At 63.9% G+C, this 17,652-nt stretch carries 6 protein-coding genes and 1 pseudogene; 2 read left to right on the top strand and 5 right to left on the bottom strand.

The window, feature by feature from the left end; translation table 11 throughout:
• Positions 1–243, top strand: a pseudogene (locus tag V7082_RS18075) (LysR family transcriptional regulator); the annotation flags it as partial.
• Between the two features lie 59 nt (positions 244–302).
• On the opposite strand, the gene V7082_RS18070 reads toward V7082_RS18075, so the two are convergent.
• From V7082_RS18070 to V7082_RS18050, 5 genes are read right to left on the bottom strand one after another with little or no spacing between them, the layout of a single operon-like run.
• Positions 303–3,563 (bottom strand): DUF499 domain-containing protein, encoded by a 3,261-nt coding sequence (locus tag V7082_RS18070; protein WP_334150775.1) that lies wholly within the window; start codon positions 3,561–3,563, stop codon positions 303–305.
• Positions 3,564–3,612: 49 nt separating this feature from the next.
• Entirely contained in the window at positions 3,613–6,417 is a 2,805-nt protein-coding gene (locus V7082_RS18065; protein WP_021223869.1) for a DUF1156 domain-containing protein, read from the bottom strand.
• Positions 6,401–10,630, bottom strand: a complete 4,230-nt coding sequence (locus V7082_RS18060) for a sacsin N-terminal ATP-binding-like domain-containing protein (protein WP_020818580.1) — start codon at positions 10,628–10,630, stop codon at positions 6,401–6,403. The genes V7082_RS18065 and V7082_RS18060 overlap by 17 nt, the downstream gene beginning before the upstream one ends.
• The gene (locus V7082_RS18055; RefSeq protein WP_334150773.1) at positions 10,627–14,130 is read right to left on the bottom strand and encodes a protein NO VEIN domain-containing protein; all 3,504 of its coding nucleotides are present in this window, start codon (positions 14,128–14,130) and stop codon (positions 10,627–10,629) included. The genes V7082_RS18060 and V7082_RS18055 overlap by 4 nt, the downstream gene beginning before the upstream one ends.
• Before the next feature lie 21 nt (positions 14,131–14,151).
• Positions 14,152–15,036, bottom strand: coding sequence for a WYL domain-containing protein (locus V7082_RS18050; protein ID WP_334150771.1), 885 nt, complete (start codon positions 15,034–15,036; stop codon positions 14,152–14,154).
• Positions 15,037–15,257: 221 nt separating this feature from the next.
• Between V7082_RS18050 and V7082_RS18045 the strand changes: the two genes are divergently transcribed.
• The coding region (locus V7082_RS18045) for a PD-(D/E)XK nuclease family protein (RefSeq protein ID WP_334150769.1) at positions 15,258–17,652 on the top strand (2,395 nt) is incomplete at its 3' end.

Genomic DNA, 17,652 nt, shown 5'->3' with positions numbered 1-17,652 from the left:
CTCGATATTCAGTCTCAGCAGGTCGGCCGCGACAATATCCTATCTCTGGTCGCTCTCGGTCGGGGCCTCACTCTGACGAGTGAAGCGACGACCGTCGCGCAGTTTCCGGGGGTCGCCTATCGGAAGCTTGCCGGTGAGGTGCTGCCGTTCAGCATGGTCTGGTCCGCGCAAAACGACAATCCAGCATGTCGGCGGTTATTAAGCTTGGCCCGGTCGATGGCGGGACCGGCCGGGAGAAAGTAGGATTTGTCGGCACATGCGATTGTGCCGACGTGTAAGGCTACCCCAAGTTGCGCCATCGGCTATTCCAGCGACTTTTCGATGAAGCCGAGCGTATTGGCGTTCTCGACCAAGGTTCGCACCTTGGAGCGCTCGAGTCCTTCAGGCACTTCCGCCTCGATCTCGAGCCTGAGTTTCACCTGACTGCCCGGAAGCGTGGTGAGCTGTTCGACGATCGCCTCTACAATCTGGTGGATGTCCCGGGCCGGACGATCCGGCGAGATCATCACGGTGCCGGAAAACCGCGTCGGCTTCTTTTCCGGCGCAGGCGTGGTCGGCGCGTCGTCCATTGGCGGCCCATCGGGCGCCGGCGTGCCACCACCCGGCCCCGAGGCTGTGTCGCCCGATCCAGGCTGCACCGGCGCCGGGCGGTGGGCTTCGGCCACCTCCGGTGTCACGATGACGCTGTCGCTGTCGATCACGACCGCGGCGCTGGCCGCCCGCTCGATCGCCAGCCCCAGATAGGTGCCGGCCCCCTCCTCCCATCGCTCGGCATAGGCGAACGGACCGGGCAGCATGCCACTCACCGCCGCATGCACCGTCTTGACCAGTACGTCCTGGCCCTTGAGACGCGGCAGATAGATGTAGCGGTTGAGATATTCCCGCAGGTCCTTGAGCGACAAATGCGGCTTGTCGTTCCAGATGTATTTCTGCAGGTCACGGTCGAGGCGCGACGGCCCCAATTCCGTCAGCAGGCCCTCCTCGGCCACCAGCTTCTTGCTCGCCCGGGCCAGCAGCCCGTCCTGCGCCGGAATCTTGCCCGACACCCATTCCCAATCCGCCTGCGCGCTTTCCTGGGCGGGATAGTGCAGATAGCACCACGCCTCTTTCAGGCGCGTCTTCATCGTCTCGTTCGCCTCGGTCAGCTTCGCCTTGGCCAGCGCACTGTCGCTCTGGGTGAGGTTCAGCCGCTCGGTGTCGCGCACGATCTCGCCCCACGCCAGGGACGCGCGCACGGCGTCTTTCAGATGATCGAGCTGGCGGGCCTCCGCAGCGATGAACACCAGCATGTTGCGATAGACGCGCGGCGTGCTGCCGCGCTGAGTGAGGATGTCCTTCGCCTCGACCAGCGCGTCCGAACCGTCGCGCCCGTTATGCGGATGCTGGACCCCCAGCACAACGGCACGCACGCCGCCCGCCTCATCGGGGACTTCGGCTGACGAGGCCGGCGCGACCTGAACCGCGTCGAAATGCCCGCGATCGGCGAGGCCATTCACATATTTCCCGAGTTCCGCGTCGATTGTCACATCGACCAGTGCCGCTTCAATCTGTGCCGCCTTATCCGCTGCGATACGGTTGAGGCTCGCCGACATCGAGTACCAATAGCGGCCCAGATCGGCATGCATGAACTTGGCCTGATTGGTCAGCCGGCGCAGCGCATCGCCGAAGATCGCCGGACGCTCGCCCGGCTGCACGACACCGAGATTGATCTGTTTGTCGTCGAGTCCGGTGTTCTGCTGCTGATGCGTCGGCGCCGTACCCATGAAGATCGCGCGGGCGACGCGGCGCGTCGCCGAATAGCGGTTAAGGTTGGGCGCCGATTGATCGACCTTGTACGGGGTGGAGGCCGTGCCATCGACGTCGCCGGCGATAATCGACTGCCAGGTCACGTCGAGATAATGGAGCAGTTCCGGCTCCACGCGCGGCGAACTCACCGCAACGCTGCCCGGCATGATCATCACCGACGGGTCTGCGTTCATCCAAAGTTCGTGGATCGCCTGCGCCATCAGGCGCAGGACGCCGCGCGTGCGCTGGAACTTCTCAAGCGAACCCCAGCTCGTATAGAGCTGGTCGAACAGCTCGGGATGGATCGGATAGGCCTTCTCCAGCTTGCGCCGATAATCCTCATCCGCGCAGCCTTGCGGGAAATCGTTGGCGTTTTCCCGGTACAGCTTGGCGAACTGCTTCAGCGTGTTGTCGCGGTGATGGAACTTGTCGCCGGGGATTTCCTTGAACAGCCGCCGCCGGACGATCTCATAGCTCTCTTCCTGGCTCGCCGGCCGCCACGAGGATTCCACGCGGCTGAAGGTCTGCTTGAGGCGCGCGAGCGCCTCCTGGCCGCCTTCGCCGCCCACCTCGATCTGAGACGCCGGCAAGGAGGCGACCAGCAGCGTGCCGGGGCTGGCCTTAACCGCCTCGGTCAGCGACTGAACGAACGACAGGTTCGCATCGAACGAGCCGGACGGCAGGCCCTCGACCTTGTAGATCTGGCGCAGATAGGCGACCCATTCATCGATCAGGATCAGGCACGGCGCATATTTCTTGAAGAGCGCCTCCAGAAGGTTGGAGCCTGGCGCAATGCCGCTGGCGTCATTTTCCGCCACCATGGCGAAGGCGTCTGCGCCGCCGAGCTGCCAGGCGAGTTCGCCCCAGGTCGTGCGGATCTTCAGGTCGCCTTCCGCGTGGAGCACGTCCTGCGGTCCTCGCGACGTGCCGACCAGGACCGCCCGATTGACGGCCTTCGGCACGGTCAGGCCGAGCTTGTCCAGCAACTGATCGAGGCCCGACAGGTCCTGCACCGGCGTCGGCCCGGCCATGTGATAGAGGGCCAGCATTGAGTGGGTCTTGCCGCCGCCGAAGTTGGTCTGCAGCTCGACGACCGGATCGCCCCCGCTGCCGGACAGCCGCTTGGCCGCGCCGATCAGCAGCGTGCTCAACCCTTCCGTCAGATAGGTGCGGCTGAAGAACTGGCGCGGATCGCGATATTCCGGCGGCGCGCTTCCCGAATGCACCTTGGCGAGGTCGGCCGCGAACTCTGCCTGCTGGAACTCACCGGTGGCGACATCCTGGTGCGGCTCGACCACCTCGCGCCACGGCAAGAGGCCGGCCACGGTCTCGACCGAAATTTCGAGGCGCTGGGTCTTCCGGCGTTCCTCATTGCGCGCCAGCTCGGTGAACTTGGTGCGCAGGATGGTGTCGCGCATCTTGCCGAGCTGCTCGGCCGTTTCCCCCGCGCTGATCGCCTCCATCAGCCGACGCATGGAATCGAGCGCGCGCTCGGCGTCGTCATAGGTGAAAGTCTCATTGTGCGACAGCTTGTTGCGCACGTCGCCCAGTTCGTTGACCAGCGAGCGCTCCGCACGGCCAAGAACGGTCTTGAACGCCTCAGCCCAGAACCGATCCATCGCGTTGAACAGCGCGGCCTGATCCCAGCCGACCTCGCCGTTGCTGTTCGGGCGCAGGTTCGGCAGCTTCTCCAGAACCTGGACCTGCCAGTGCCCCTTGAGGGAGGTCTCCAGCCTCTTTTCGACGAAGGGGATCAGCGCCGACGGCAGCAGCTCCATCCCCTCAAACACATATTGGCGCGTACTTTTTGCCACGTCCCGTTCCCCCTTAAATATCCAACCGGATCTGACGATCGCCGCTTGTGTCGTGAATGGCCGCCGCGGCCTTTGTCAGCTCGGTCCAGTCGGCGATCAGGGCGTTGTAAGCCGTGGCCTCCTTGGCATCCTTCCGCTTGTTAGCGCTGATGTCGTAAAGGCAGTAGGCGAGATCCTTCACGGCCTCGGCCTGGGTGTTGATCTTCTTCATCAGGACGGCGGTGTCGTGGGAGATGCCGTCCTTCTCGTGCAGGCGGACCAGGTGCTGGAGGCATTCCCACACCGTCAGGTGGCCATCGCTTTCCGGCTCCCAATCCCCGGCGAGTTCGTCGCGAGAGAGAATACGGACCTTGCCGGCGGCGCTTTCGACGATACCGGCGTGCTTGACGCTATCGACAGAGATACCGCGCGCGGTGGCGATGCTGTTGGCCGTACCGTATTCGCCCTTGCCCATGCCATTCTGCTCAAACCAGGTGATGGCGAACCGCGTGTCCGCGTCGAACTCACCCTGGATGCCGCCGAGATATTCATCCAGTTCCCGGTTGATGAGCTGAAGTGCAGTTTTCACGCTCATCGGGCTGTCGTCGGATTCCAGCACGGCCTTGTAGCGTGAGAACACACCCATGCCGGGGCCGATGGCCGACTGCGGCATGTCTGCCGGCGCAATATTGGCAGCCTGAAGCTCGGCGATCGCCGGCGGCAGCTCGCGTTTCAAAGCACGGATGAATTCGGCACGTGAGATGATTTCGGCCGTGGCTTCCTTCTTTCGGCACACGAGAACGACCGAATTGGCGAGGGCGTTGGTGCCCTTGGCGATCAGCCGCCCGGGGCTTTCGGTACGAATGGGCCATGTGCCGAGCACAGAAAAACCAGCGGAAATAACCGCTTGCAGAAAGGTGGACCAGCCCGTTGAGCTGATTCCTTCCTGCTCAACTTCACTTTGCTTGAAAGCATAGTAGATCGTGGCGGGAAAATCTGCGGCCGTTCCGTCAGCCATTCTTCCAATTGCCGCCGTCATTCCTTCAAGGAAAAACTTCTCCGCAGCATCCGCACCGCCGTGCCGATAAGGGGTCGCAACCAATTCTTCAGTTTTCGGCGTCGCCAAAACACCGAAAATCGATGGGTAGATTTCTTTTAGACTAGGCTTGAGCCAGCAAAAGAAAAAATCTGAAAGGTCTGCGTATCCGATGTTGTCATAATAGGGCGGATCGGATGAAATTACCGTTCCAGCCTCATAAATCACTTCCCCAGCATTAACTTGTTTAACAGATCCAATTCCTGACGCGGGGAAATCTGCAATTGCCCTGCTGATCTTATCGACCGGCGTCGACCAATTCCCCCCTGAGTTCGAGAAGAAGTTGACTTCAGCATAATCCCAGACCATCGGAATCGCTTGGCGAGCAAAAGTTTCGCGCAGGGCTCCTCGATCGCTCATCCAGCTTGTCACGGTTGAGCCGAGGTTTGTTAATTTCGAGATCGCGAAAGCCAAATATACACTCACCGCCTCCGCATATGCCTTTGCACCATCACCACCATCACGCAGCGGGGCCGTGTTGGAGGATTTGCTTGCAGCCGACGCATCAACCTCGACCTGCGCACGCACCTCATGCACTAGGCTGCTAAAGGTATTCAGGGCCACCAACTGACGATCAGTGAATAGATCACCGAAGGTCGTGAGTCCGTAGTCTACCGTCCAGAAATTGCGAGGATCGTTCGGCAGGCTGGCCTCGGGCTTCCACGCAGGCTTTGCCGACAAGGCCAGCGTTCTGTGCATATCCGTAGGTGCAACATAAGCACGGGTGCGATGGCCTTCGGCGACGATCGCGATCAGCGTCTGGCCCATTTTACCAGCGCGTCCGTTGCTCTTCACATAGTCAGGGGTGATGGCGGTATCCGACATAAGGCATCGGAAATTCGCGCCACGACCCGCCTTGGTCCCTTCCTTAGCCGCGGCGATCTCGGCTTTGGTTCCGCCATGCCTAATCCGATAGGAAATGGTCTTGGCCTGCTTATCGACCATAGGCTCGACCCAAGCCTCCTTGCCGGTCTTGGTGCTGAGCAGGAAGCTTGAAGCGATCGGCACCTGGACGTTGGCAAACGCAGGATCGGGACTAGGCACCGTTCGCGCCCAGATCCAGGCAACTACTGTCGCTTGGCCGCCACCATATTCCTTGGACAGCTCCACCTGCGGATATAGATTCCCGATGCGCTCCCACGCCTTCTCGCGCATCCACTCGCCATAATATTTGACGTCCTCGGCGAGCCCCTCGGCGTTGCGGTAGAATTGCCGGTCCTTCGCGCCCGGATGGATGGGCTGCTTGTCCTTGAACCTCGGCGGGATCTCGATCATCGCCTTGCCGATCATCACCGCGACCGGGTTCAGGTCGGACCCATAAGCGGGCAGACCGAGGCGTTGCGCCTCCAGCGGGATCGAACCGCCGCCCGAGAACGGATCATAGACCGGCGGCAGCTCGCCGCCGCAGCTCTTGCGGATCTCGGCGCGGGCGCGTTCCAGCACTTCCTCCTTGGTCGAGTTCTCCCACACCACAAGTTCCTCAATGATGCCGAACAGGCGCTTGCGTTCGGCCTCCTGCGCTTCGGGCGTGGGGAATTTCCCGGGGTCGCTCGACGGATCATCGACAAGCTGGGCGAACAGCACCGCGCGGCACGCCGCCAGCGGCCGCCGCGCCCACCACATATGCAGCGTGGACGGATGCCCATGCCGGATGGACTTTTCGCGTGCGGAGGCGGCGTTGATCGCTTCAAGCGGGATCGCAACCTCAATCAATTTCTTCTTGGTGTTAGTCGTCGAGGTCATAAACCAGCCTGTAGGTTGCGGGATGGATGGTCAGTTCGCCGCCGTCGCGCAGGGCGCGCAGGCGGGCGCCCGTCATCTCGACGGGACCACCCTCCGGGTTGATAAGAATGAAGGAATAGAGGTCCGGCTTCTGGTCGAGCAGCCCCCAGAGATCGGCCTCGAGCTGGAGCGGTTCGTGCTCCAGACAATGGTCCTTGGGATAATAATGCCGCAGAACCTCGCCGCATGCCGAGCGGCGCTCCCACGGAAAACGTGTCCCGTTGGCGCGACCGATCCAGCTCCCGTCCGCATGGAAAAAACGGTCCTCGCCGTCAGCCTTGTAGCCTTCAGCCAACGCAAACCGCGCCATGACACTGGGGCGTGGCGGCTTCGGCGCGACGCGGGGCCTGCTCGCCATCTCCGTCTCGATCAGCTCTCGATCCGGTTCCACGGTTGGCGAGACGGGCTCAGGCTGCGACGCCGGCTCATCTTCGTCCGCCAGGAGGAGATCATCCGCATCCGCGGGCTCGGCATCACCGCGTTCGTCTTCCGCGACCTGGTCGACGCCATCATCATCGCCAGGTTCGGCAGGGAGTTGGACTTCGACGATCGGAGCGGCGGCGATGTGCTGGGGACCGAGCGTGAAATTCTCCTCGAGATACTCCCTGATATCCTCGGGCGAGCGCTCGAACGCATAGGCCAGCGCCGCGCGAATATCCGCGCTCAGAGGCCTGCCGATCTCTTCCGGCACGCGCTTGGCGAGCTTGGCCTTCGTCAGCGGGCTAACGAACAGCTTGCGGTCGAGCCACAGGATGTCGGTGAGCCGCGCTGTGCCTGCGGGCACACCGTCCAGGTAGGGGATGACTTCCAGCTTGGGGGTCTGAACCCAGCTCGTCGCAGCAATCGCTTCCGCCAGCACACGCACACGCTCGGTCTCGGCGGCATCGGCAAGCTCGATCCGTCCAAGCTGGGTGCCGAACGCCGTCAGCCAGGCGCGGCGATCCTCCATGCCGGCGAGCAGCGACGGCTGGTTGAAGCGTTCTTCGACGAGATCCGACAAGGCCGGCAGGGCCGAGAACGGCGGCGCGTGCACCGTCTCTCCCGACAGTCGCTGAAAATCGGCGGTCTTGCGTTTGACCCATTCGTGCAGATGGCTCCACCGGAACAGGGTCTGCATGCTCAGGCCATAGCCGAGCGTCTCGACCGGCGCCCACTCGCCCACGAGGTTCAGCCAATGTCCGCGCTCTTCCCAGATGCGGGTCGGGTATCGGACCAGCAGGGTCCGAACTCGCCGGGCGTCGTCGGAGGACAGCGCCTTTCCCGAGGCCAGCGTTCCGAGCCATTTCAGCGCCAGATCCGCAGACGGACGGTCGGCGACGCCGATGCGATGCCACAGACTGAGGTCGAGCACGGACACGCGCACAACGGCGGCGCCGGGAACATCTTCCTCGTCGCCGGTCAGGAAGACGCCGCCGGACGTGGCCCATGTGCCGTCATGGGCGAGGATCAGCTTCTCGGTCTTGAAGGCGCTCCTGATGTTCTGCGCATCTGTGGTCGAACAACCGTCAAGCATCTGGTCCAGACGACGATACCATTTCTCGACCTCATGCACCGGCGCCCTGTCGGATTTTGCCAACGCGCGCAGTCGGTCGAGCAGGCGTCCGGGGCCGCTCGGCGTACTGCGGACGCCGAGAAGGTCGAGGAGCGGGCGTGTCGTTTCCCGGTCGAGCAGCCCATGCACGAAGGGCTCGACATCGATCAGCGCCTCCGTCTCCGGCGTCCTGCGCACCAGGTCCGCCGGGAGCTGCATCATGTTCCGCGTATCGGGAAGACAGGGTTTGGCCCTCAGCTTCAGCAGCCAATCCGCCAGCAAAGGCTCCGACGTCACCGATCGTGTCGATCCCGTGGTCGCGACCTGCGACAGGCGAGCACCCGCGGCCCGCGACCAATAGGTGTCGCGCTGATCCAGAATCTTGCCGACGATCTTGGTCCAGATGCCCGCGTCATCCTTCGACAGCGCCTCCCAATGCCTCCAGTAGTCGGCAGAGAAATCCCAACTCTCAATGACGAACTGGTTGGTGACGTAGGGATAGTAAAGCGTCCCGCGTGCCCCACGCGCCTGGGCTTCCGCCGTGAGCTGTTGTCGCCCGTAGATGCTTTGACGCTTCTGGACGAACGGTATGAACCTCAGGAGGCCGGAGCGACCGGATCCGATCCAGCGAAGCCAATCCTCCCGCGAGCAGGATTTGAAACCGGCCACATAGTCTGCGTGCAGAAGCTGCGCTTTCCGGACCGAATCCGGCAGCAAACCTTCCAAAGCGCCATTTTCGTCGAACAACACGCCCTTGTCGATCGCCCGGAGTTTCAGATCGGCGCAGGCAAACCGGAAGGAGTCGCCAATGGAGACGCCGAGCTTGGCCGCGATTTGGGCGAGTTGAACACACTCGGCGAGCTTCGGTTGCCCGGAGCCGAAATAGTCGGCGGCGACGCGCTCGATCACAGCGTTGACGTCGCTCGTTCCGTCTAGGCCGATCTCCTCCAGCACCGCGAAGGCCGCCTCGACAGTGTCGTTGCGGCTTTCTCCCTCCGCCTTGTCGCGGCGCTGTTCGGCAAGAAACCGGGTCCAGTTCTGGTTGAGGACGATCAGATGGCTAGCGAGAAACTCCCAATCTTCCTCTGACTGGAGCAGCTTCTTCTCACCGAGCCGCACGATTTCCGACGCCGCATACAGCACCTCCTTGCCCTGCACCGGCACGATCCGCAGGGCGTCGGCGTCGTGACACTGCCAGCCCGTCACCTCGGGCGCGATATAGGCCCACAGGTTCAGCAGGTGCCACCAGGTAGCAGGTCGTGGCAGGTGATTGCTGCGCAGACGCTCAAGCAAATCCGACTTCGAGAACTCCTCGACCAGACCCCAATGAACGAGTGTGGTCCGGTTCCTGGCCGATACGTGCCTGCACAGCGCCGGCCGGGACTTGGCGTCGAGCAACGCCATAGCCTGGTCGGCCGGCCAGATGTCGAAAATCGGCCGCGGAACGGTGATCGCGGCCTTGGCGCCGACCAGCTGCCCCTCTTCGGTCAGAAGCATCGGCCGGCCATCGATCGCGGCGTCAAACGCCAGTTCGACGATCGCGCCGCATGCCCCCTCAAGCGTGGCCGCCTCACGGTCCACGTCGGGCAGCAGGCCATAGGCGTCCGACCGATCCTGTGCGCTCGTCCTCGTCTGCTCCAGCCACTCCACCATGGCGCTGGCCGCGAGCTCGCCAGCCCGTTTCAGCAGCCAACGATTGGTTGGCGAAGTCTCCGGATCCTTGATCTTGAGGCGCGCCGGGTCCTGAATGAAGGGCGCATTGCAGGCGAAGGGGAGCGCCGTTTCAACCCCGGTCGGCAGAACGACATAGAGTCTGCCCTTCGCGCCCAGCACGATCTCGACCCGGCAGGGCGGGAAATCACCACTGTCTTCAGCGCCCAGCATCCGCTCATTACGGATCTCGTCGAGCGCCTCGTCCGGAAAGGCTTCCTCGCCCGATCGCACCAACAGGAAGGGATCGTCCGCCTTCTCATCCAGGGCCATCCATTCGCTCTCGGCGATGGGGCCGGGTCCAAGGCTCTGCCAATGCACCTCGCTGTCACCGATCCGCAAGCGGCGGATTGTCTTGAAGAAGAGCAGCGAAACCGGGCTCTTCAACCATTCATCGAGGTTCTTTTCGACCTCCCGCCGCAACCGCGCATCGGCAATCGCTACTTCGACGCGCGTGACGCCCGACGTCAGATTGCGGCCGTCGATCCAATGCGGCTGGGTGAACCGTGCGCGCTCGAAGGCGACCGCCAGGGTCGGCGTGACAAGCTCGACACGATCGCCCAGGCTGAAGGTGCTCTTGAACCCGATCCCTCGAAACCCGATCGTGTGAAGGGCTCGCTTGTTGGAATAGCCGAAGCGGCAGATCGAGGCGAAGTGGGCCTCGATAAAGTCCTCGCCATTGTGCTCGAACACGAAGCGTTCATTCTCGATCGACACACAGGCTTCGCTGGCGCCGGCATCGTCGGCGTTCTGGAGCAACTCAGAGAGGATATGGCGAGGGCTCTGGACCTGCTTGAAAAGCTGGTGCCAAGGCCCTGCAAGTTCAGGATCAGCCTCAAGCTGATCCCATCGCTTGGTGGCGCGGTCCTGGATCGGCTGGAAATAGTCGGGCCACGCGGCGGGCGCCGTCGCCATCTGGGAGGTCGCCGTCATAGCGGCGCCTCTGCGCGCTCCAGCAAGCGCCGCAGGTCGAACTGGATCGCGGTTTCGAGGAAGGACGGTTCCCGCTCCACGAGCGGGCCGCACACATAGCGAGGCGCCTGAGCAACGTCGGCGTTGACGGAGACGATCGCCAGGATGAACTTCTCCGGCTCATGCAGGGAGGTGATGACCTCCTGCCGCGTGACCATCACGCTGTCCGCGCCGTCGATACGGCCCTTGACCTCGATGAAGCGCAGATGCCCCGACTTCGGATCGTGCGAGGCGATGTCGTAGCCGATCTTCTGGGCCGAGACATCAGCCGGCACATTGCCCAGCGCGCGCTCCGCCGCCATCACGGCTTCCATCGCCGCAAGCTCGATCCGTCGCCGCGCGGCGGGATCTTCGGCGAAGTGGTTCGGGACGCCTGGCGCCTGACGCGCTTCGAGCAGGCCGCGCGGAATGACGACCATGCCGCCCCGCACGCGCGGCGGCTGCGATGAGATGAACCGCTCGCGCTCAAGATGGTCCATGCGGCGCTTCTGCCGTTCCGCCAGATCTTCCGCCCGGCGTTGGGCGTTCTGCCAGTTCACCCGCGTCTTCTTGCCGGCGCGCTCTTCCTCCTTCAGCTCGAAGGCGCGCGCGTCCCAGTAGTTGATCTCCTTCTTGAGCCGCGCGCGAACTTCCTGCTCGACCTTTTCGATCTCGGGCAAACGCCGCGCCTTGACCTCGCCGACATGACCCTGGGCGAGCTCGACCGTCGCGAACCGGATCGCGGCCTTTTCCAGATCCGTAGTCAACCAGCTCTCGTCCAGGAGATCGCGGACACTGGCGACCTCCTCCGGCGTGGCAGGCCGCAGATTCAAATGCGGTGCGATGCCCGCGTTGACCGTAGCGCCGGCCTTGTCGATGGCGGCGAACTGCAATCGCTGCGAAATCACATGCGGTTTGCCGGCGCTGGTCACACGTCCGTCCTGGACGCTGTGCTCCAGCAAGAAGATCGCCGACAGCGCGTCACCGGCGTCGGTGTCGTCCACCAGAATCGCCCCCTGGCGCATGATCTGCTCATATTGTTCGCGGATCAGGCTGATCACCGCTTCGAGCAACGGATGGCCGGGGCAGACGAAGGCGGCGACCGGCTGCTGGTTGATCTTGTCCTTCTCGAAACAGATCCGCTCATATTGCGTCTGGATCGGCGCGCCGGTCCCGATCTGACGATCCCGCTCGCGGATGCGCACGGGCACATGGGCGATTTCCCAACGCCCTTCCTCTCGGCGCTTGATCCGGCCGCCCAGATGCTGGAACGCCTCGACAAAGAAGCTCTGGATATGGTGCGGCTGCAGGCGCAGCGCCTCGGCCCGCTCCATTTCCAGGCGCAGTTCCTCGACCCTGGCCTCCGGCATGGTGTCGTTGGTCAGCGCCCGGCGACGCAGCAGTTCCAGCAGATGTCCCTGATCGACGGCGCCATCGACTTGCTGGAAGAGGCGCGCCTTGACGTCTTCCTGCTCACCATACTGGATCGCCTCGAACAGCAGATCCTTGAGCGCCACGCCGTCGAACAATTCCCCGAGCACGTCATAGACACGGCCGCCCAAGGCCTCGCGCGCCGCCTCGAGCTTTTCCAGCAGCCGCGCATAGACCTCACCCTCGCGCGTATCGGCGGCGACGAGATTCCACAGATGACACACCTCGGCCTGGCCGATGCGGTGGATACGGCCAAAGCGCTGTTCAATCTTGTTCGGGTTCCACGGCAGGTCGTAGTTGACCATGAGATGGCCACGCTGAAGGTTCACGCCTTCGCCCGCCGCGTCGTTGGCGATGAGGACCAGCATGTCCTTGTCCTGCATGAAGCGCTCGACGACCTTGCGACGCTCTTCACGCGACACCCCGCCATGGATCACTTCGACGGCCTCGGGATTGCCAAGCCGCGCCCGAACCTTGTCAAGCAGGTAATGGAGCGTGTCCTTGGGCTCGGTGAAGATGATCAATTTACGACGGTTGCCGGCCGCATCGATCATGAGATCGTCATCGAGGATGCGATTGAGCTGGCTCCACTTCGTGTCCACGCCCGAGCGCAAAACGCCGAGCGCCATGGTTTCCAGACCCTTTAGCGTCTCGACTTCCAGGGCGAGTTGCTCGACCGTCTCCGCCGTCGTCGCGCCCGTCGAGATCAGATCCTCAAGCTCGTCGATCTCCTCCTGGCCATATTCCTCGATGTTGCGCAGCATGTCGGCGTTGACCGCCGGTTCGCCCATGCCCGACCGACGCCCCTTGGCGGCAAGACGCGCCTCGCCCAGTTCGTTCTCGAGCCGTTCGCGCCGGCGCTTGAGCGACTGGTAGATGGCCGCCGGCGACGATGCGAGACGCCGCTGGAGAATCTGCAAGGCGAAGCCGACATTGTTGCGCTTCTTCCCGTCGCCCTCGGCGAAGCGCTGCACACGGTTCATCTCGGTGCGAACATATTCGGTGACGGCGGTGTAGAGCGCGGCTTCTCCTTCCGAGAGCTGATACTTGACCGTGCGCGCCCGCCGCTCGGGGAAGAGCGGCCGGCCATCGAACTTGAGCAGTTCCTCCTTGGTCAGCCGCCGCATCATGTCTTCGGTGTCGGCATAGTGGACGCCGTCCCGGAACCTGCCCTCGAACCGATCGCCATCGAGCAGGGCCATGAAGAGCTGGAAATCCTCTTCCTTGCCGTTGTGCGGTGTCGCCGACATGAGCAGCAGATGCCGGCAGACCTGGCCGAGCTTCTGGCCGACCTGATAGCGCCGCGTATATTTGACCTCGCCCCCGAAATAGGTGGCTGACATGCGGTGGGCTTCGTCGCAAATGATCAGGTCCCATTCGCGCGCGCTCATGAGCTTCTCCTGAAGCTCCTCGTTGCGCGCCAGCACATCGAGACGGACGATCAGCCGATCCCGGTCGCTGAACGGATTGCCCGACCGCGAGTTCTCGATCATGTCGCGAGAGAGAATGTCAAATTCGAGATTGAACTTCTGGCCGAGTTCGTCCTGCCACTGCTCGACCAGACTGCCCGGCGCGACGACGAGACAGCGCTCAAGATCGCTGCGGGCGATCAGCTCCTTCATCAGCAGCCCAGCCATGATCGTCTTGCCGGCGCCGGGATCGTCGGCGAGGAGAAAACGCAACGGCTGACGCGGCAGCATTTCGCCATAAACGGCGGAGATCTGGTGCGGCAGCGGATCGACCAGGCTGGTGTGAATCGCCAGATAAGGATCGAAATAGTGCGCCAGCTTGATGCGGTTGGCCTCTGTCACCAGTCGCAGCAAGGCGCCATCGGCGTCGAACGACCACGGCCGCCCGTTCTGCTCGACCTCAAGACGGTGCTCGTCGTCCCGATAAAGAACCGCCTCGGCGACCGCGCCATTGTGATCGCGGAAAACGACATTGACCGCCTGATCGCCGATCCAGTCGACCGAAATGACATGCACAGCCTGCGCCGAGGCCACGCCCCGCACGGATGCGCCGTTCTTTATGTCCTCAAGCCTTGCCGCCATCAGTCAGCGCCCCCGTTTCGTTCATAGCTGAAGCTCAGCCCGCTCGAGCGCGGCCTCAGTTTCCTTGCGGTTTATTGTCACGATATGCTGTGTATGGGCGCTTTGTTTTGCAGCATCACCCAGCAACCCCAGGCGCTTCAAAACATAGAAAAGCATCGCATAACGCACCGTGAGCACGCCATTACCCTGATCGAGCCCGTAATCCTTGGCCACGACCTTCTTCTGGCTCGCCGTCAGTGCAGGATGCGGGCCGATCATGACGTCGAAATAATTGTTCCACAGCCAGTCCCGCTCGCCAGTCTCTCCCGGCTCGCCCTTCGCCCCCACATCCAGAATGCGCGGCAGCAGGAAATCCTTGAACTTGTGCTCAAGGTGGCAATAAGCCCGGGCGTGCCAGCGAAAGCCGTCATAGCCGAAAGCGTGAGGCGTGATGCGCCGCCAGAGCGGGTCCGGTCGCGCCGTGTTCATCGACTGATAGAAAACCTCGATGGAGACGCCCTCACGGCTGGCGTCGAGGATCTTGCGCAACACCTCTATGTCGATGTCGCGCCTCAGCGTCAGCGCGACATCGGCGCTGGGCAGGGCCGCAATCCAGGAATCATGTAACGGCACAGCGCCTTCGGCGACCGAGCGAAGCTGCGCGAGATAGACGTAAGGATCAGGATCGAGGAAGCGCAACATGAACTTCTCGGCGGCGACATAGCGCTTGGCGCGCGTGTCGTATTCCATGTTTCCAGGCGCCCGCTCCTGATAGAGCGTCAGATCCTTCGACGCCTGAGGAACCGATACGCCAAACGCCTCTACCAGGCCGGCGCGATTGATCGAACCCTCCCAGAACAGCCGGAACTCAATGAATTCGAGCCGGCGCTCTACCCCCCACTTCAACGTCGTCGCTGCCTCTGTCATCGCATCCGTCTCGGTTCAATGGGCATAAAAACTATATGGACAACCAATGTCCGTCCGTGTAATTATTATTCCCATTAGGGGCTTTCGTCAATGGACGATCGGATGCAGGCGGGAGGGAGCATGTACGGCAGCACTCGGGACAGCACACCGGCCAGCTGGCGGCGTTCGCCGCCACTGACGCGGCACCCCAACGTCGAGAGACGCCCGGAAGGAGAGCGGCCATGACCATCGCCTATAGATCTACCCTGGTCGTTCACGGCCGCCTCGCCATTCGGGAAGGCCGCCTGGCGGCAGGGCGTGACGGCCGTCACGGTCTCCAGATCATGTCGTTCGAGCAGGCCGCGGTGCGGCTGGCCGGCGGTTTCGTCCGTCCGATCGACGACGAGAGTCTGCGCGCGGCCATCCAGGCCGCCCTGCCTGTGACGCCGATGGCCGAGTTGGAAAGCATCAAAGCCCTGCCGGGCATGATCGATGCAGCGGCTGACACCCTGCATAAAGCCTGGCGCGCCGGTATCGACCTTGCCGCGCGCGCCGCCGATCATCCTCGTCTCGGCGCAATCGCGCGCCTCGAAGCCGCCGTCCTCGATCAGCTTCCGGCCGGCATGATGCGCCCCCTGGACATCGTCGCCGCCGCAACCACCCGCCTCGCGCACGCGCCGGCGGTGCTCGGTCCGATGGAAATCACCGGACTGACCGAACTCTCGCCCTGCTGGCGCCCGCTGCTTCAGGCGCTCACCGCCCATATTCCCGTGCAGTGGACCGCCGGCCCAAGGAACGCGCCTGCATGGCTGGAGGGCATGGACGTCGCCGTGTCGCGCGCGCCGGCGCAAACGCCCGAAGTCAGCGCCATGAGCGCGGCGACGGCCTATCACGAGGCCATCGAGGCGATGCGCTGGGTGCGAAGCCTCCTGGCCTCGGGCGTATCGCCCTCGGAAATCGCCCTCGCGACCGCTTCGCCTGCGGACTATGACGATCACTTCCTGGCTCTGCGCGCCGACGCCAATATCGACCTGCACTTCGTTCACGGCGTCCGGACCGTCGCCACGCGCGAAGGCCAGGCCGCCGCCGCGCTGGCCGACATCGTCGTGCGCGGCCTGTCGCAGTCGCGGCTACGCCGCCTGGCGACGCTGTGCCGGGACAGCGGACCTTTCGAACCCCTCCCCAAAGGCTGGCTGCGCGTCCTGCCTACAGACGCCCCGCTTTCGACATCGGGCGCCTGGAACCGCCTGCTCGCCCGCCTGACGCCCGAAGACTGGCCCGATGGCGCCGATCACGCCCCGGCGCTACGCGCAGGTGTCGAGCTTCTGGCCAAAGGCCCCGTCGCCGCCGCCGAGATCGGCGACGCCTTCCTCAAGGGCCGCGCGCTCGCGATCTGGCGCAAGGCGCTGCTCGCCGGGCCTGCCGCCTCGATCGACGCGACACTGGAAACCCTGAAGCAGGACGACGGTCTGGAAGCGTGCGTCTGCGTCGCCTGGATGCCGGCCAGCGCGCTTGCGGCGTCGCCGCGCCGCTTCGTTCGGCTCCTGGGCCTCAACTCCTCGCGCTGGCCGCGCGGGATCGCCGAAGACCGGCTGATCCCGGACCATATCATCCCGACCCCGGTGCTCGATCCACTGCCGGTCAATCTCGCTGACCGCCGCGACTTCGAGACGATCCTCGCCACGACCGCCGGCGCGGTCGTTCTGTCACGCGCCCGGCGCGATGCCGACGGTCGCTTGCTCGGACGCAGCCCGCTGCTCGCCGGGCATGGCGATGAAACCTACCTGCGCCGCAACGCGGCGCCCGCCCACGCCTTCAGCGAAACCGACCGTCTCATGGCCCGGCCGCAGGACTTCGCCGTCGATCCGCAAGCGATCGGCGCGCAGGGCTGCTGGCGTGACTGGCGACAGGCCGAGATCACGCCCCATGACGGGCTGGTGCGCGCCGACCATCCCCTTGTGCTCGCCATCCTCGATCGCACCCAGTCGGCCAGCTCGCTGCGCCGCCTGCTGCGCAACCCGCTCAGCTTCGTGTGGATCTATGCGTTCGGATGGCGCGAGCCGCAGAGCAGCGCTGAACCGCTGGTGCTCGACGCGCTCGGGATCGGCGATCTTGTCCACATGGTTCTCGACAGCGCCCTGCGCGATCTCGAAACCGGCGGCGGGCTCGCCGCCGCCGACATGGAGACCATCGAAACGGCGGTCGCCCGGGCCGCACAAGCCGTCGCCGCCGATTGGGAGAGCGAGCGTCCGGTTCCGCCCGCCGTCATCTGGGGCCGCACCCTCGACGACGCGCGCCTGATGGCCGGCCGCGCCCTGGCCTACGGCGACGAAGTCCTGCCCGGCGCACGCGCTTTCGGCGAGGTGCCGTTCGGCGGCTCGCAGCCAAAGTCGGACGCGGCGGCGCCATGGGACACGAACGCGCCGGTCACGATTCCCGACACCGGCTTCAACATCGCCGGCTATATCGACCGGCTCGATATTTCGGGCGACGGCAAGCGTGCGCTCGTTCGCGACTACAAGACCGGCAGGCCGCCGCGCGGCGACATTCGCCTGAACGGTGGACGCGAGCTTCAGCGCTGCCTCTATGCCTTCGCGGTGAAGGCGCTCCTCGGCGACGACGTCGCCATCAGCGCCT

Source organism: Hyphomicrobium sp., from assembly GCF_036833075.1.
In the GTDB taxonomy this organism is placed as follows: Bacteria; Pseudomonadota; Alphaproteobacteria; order Rhizobiales; family Hyphomicrobiaceae; genus Hyphomicrobium_C.
Note: the sequence above shows the minus strand (reverse complement) of the source record. Positions and strands in the feature narration are given on the sequence as shown.

Coding starts and splice junctions, on each gene's coding strand:
- V7082_RS18060 (WP_020818580.1), bottom strand. CDS start 10,630: ATGACGGCGACCTCCCAGATGGCGACGGCGCCCGCCGCGTGGCCCGAC.
- V7082_RS18055 (WP_334150773.1), bottom strand. CDS start 14,130: ATGGCGGCAAGGCTTGAGGACATAAAGAACGGCGCATCCGTGCGGGGC.
- V7082_RS18050 (WP_334150771.1), bottom strand. CDS start 15,036: ATGACAGAGGCAGCGACGACGTTGAAGTGGGGGGTAGAGCGCCGGCTC.
- V7082_RS18065 (WP_021223869.1), bottom strand. CDS start 6,417: ATGACCTCGACGACTAACACCAAGAAGAAATTGATTGAGGTTGCGATC.
- V7082_RS18070 (WP_334150775.1), bottom strand. CDS start 3,563: ATGGAGCTGCTGCCGTCGGCGCTGATCCCCTTCGTCGAAAAGAGGCTG.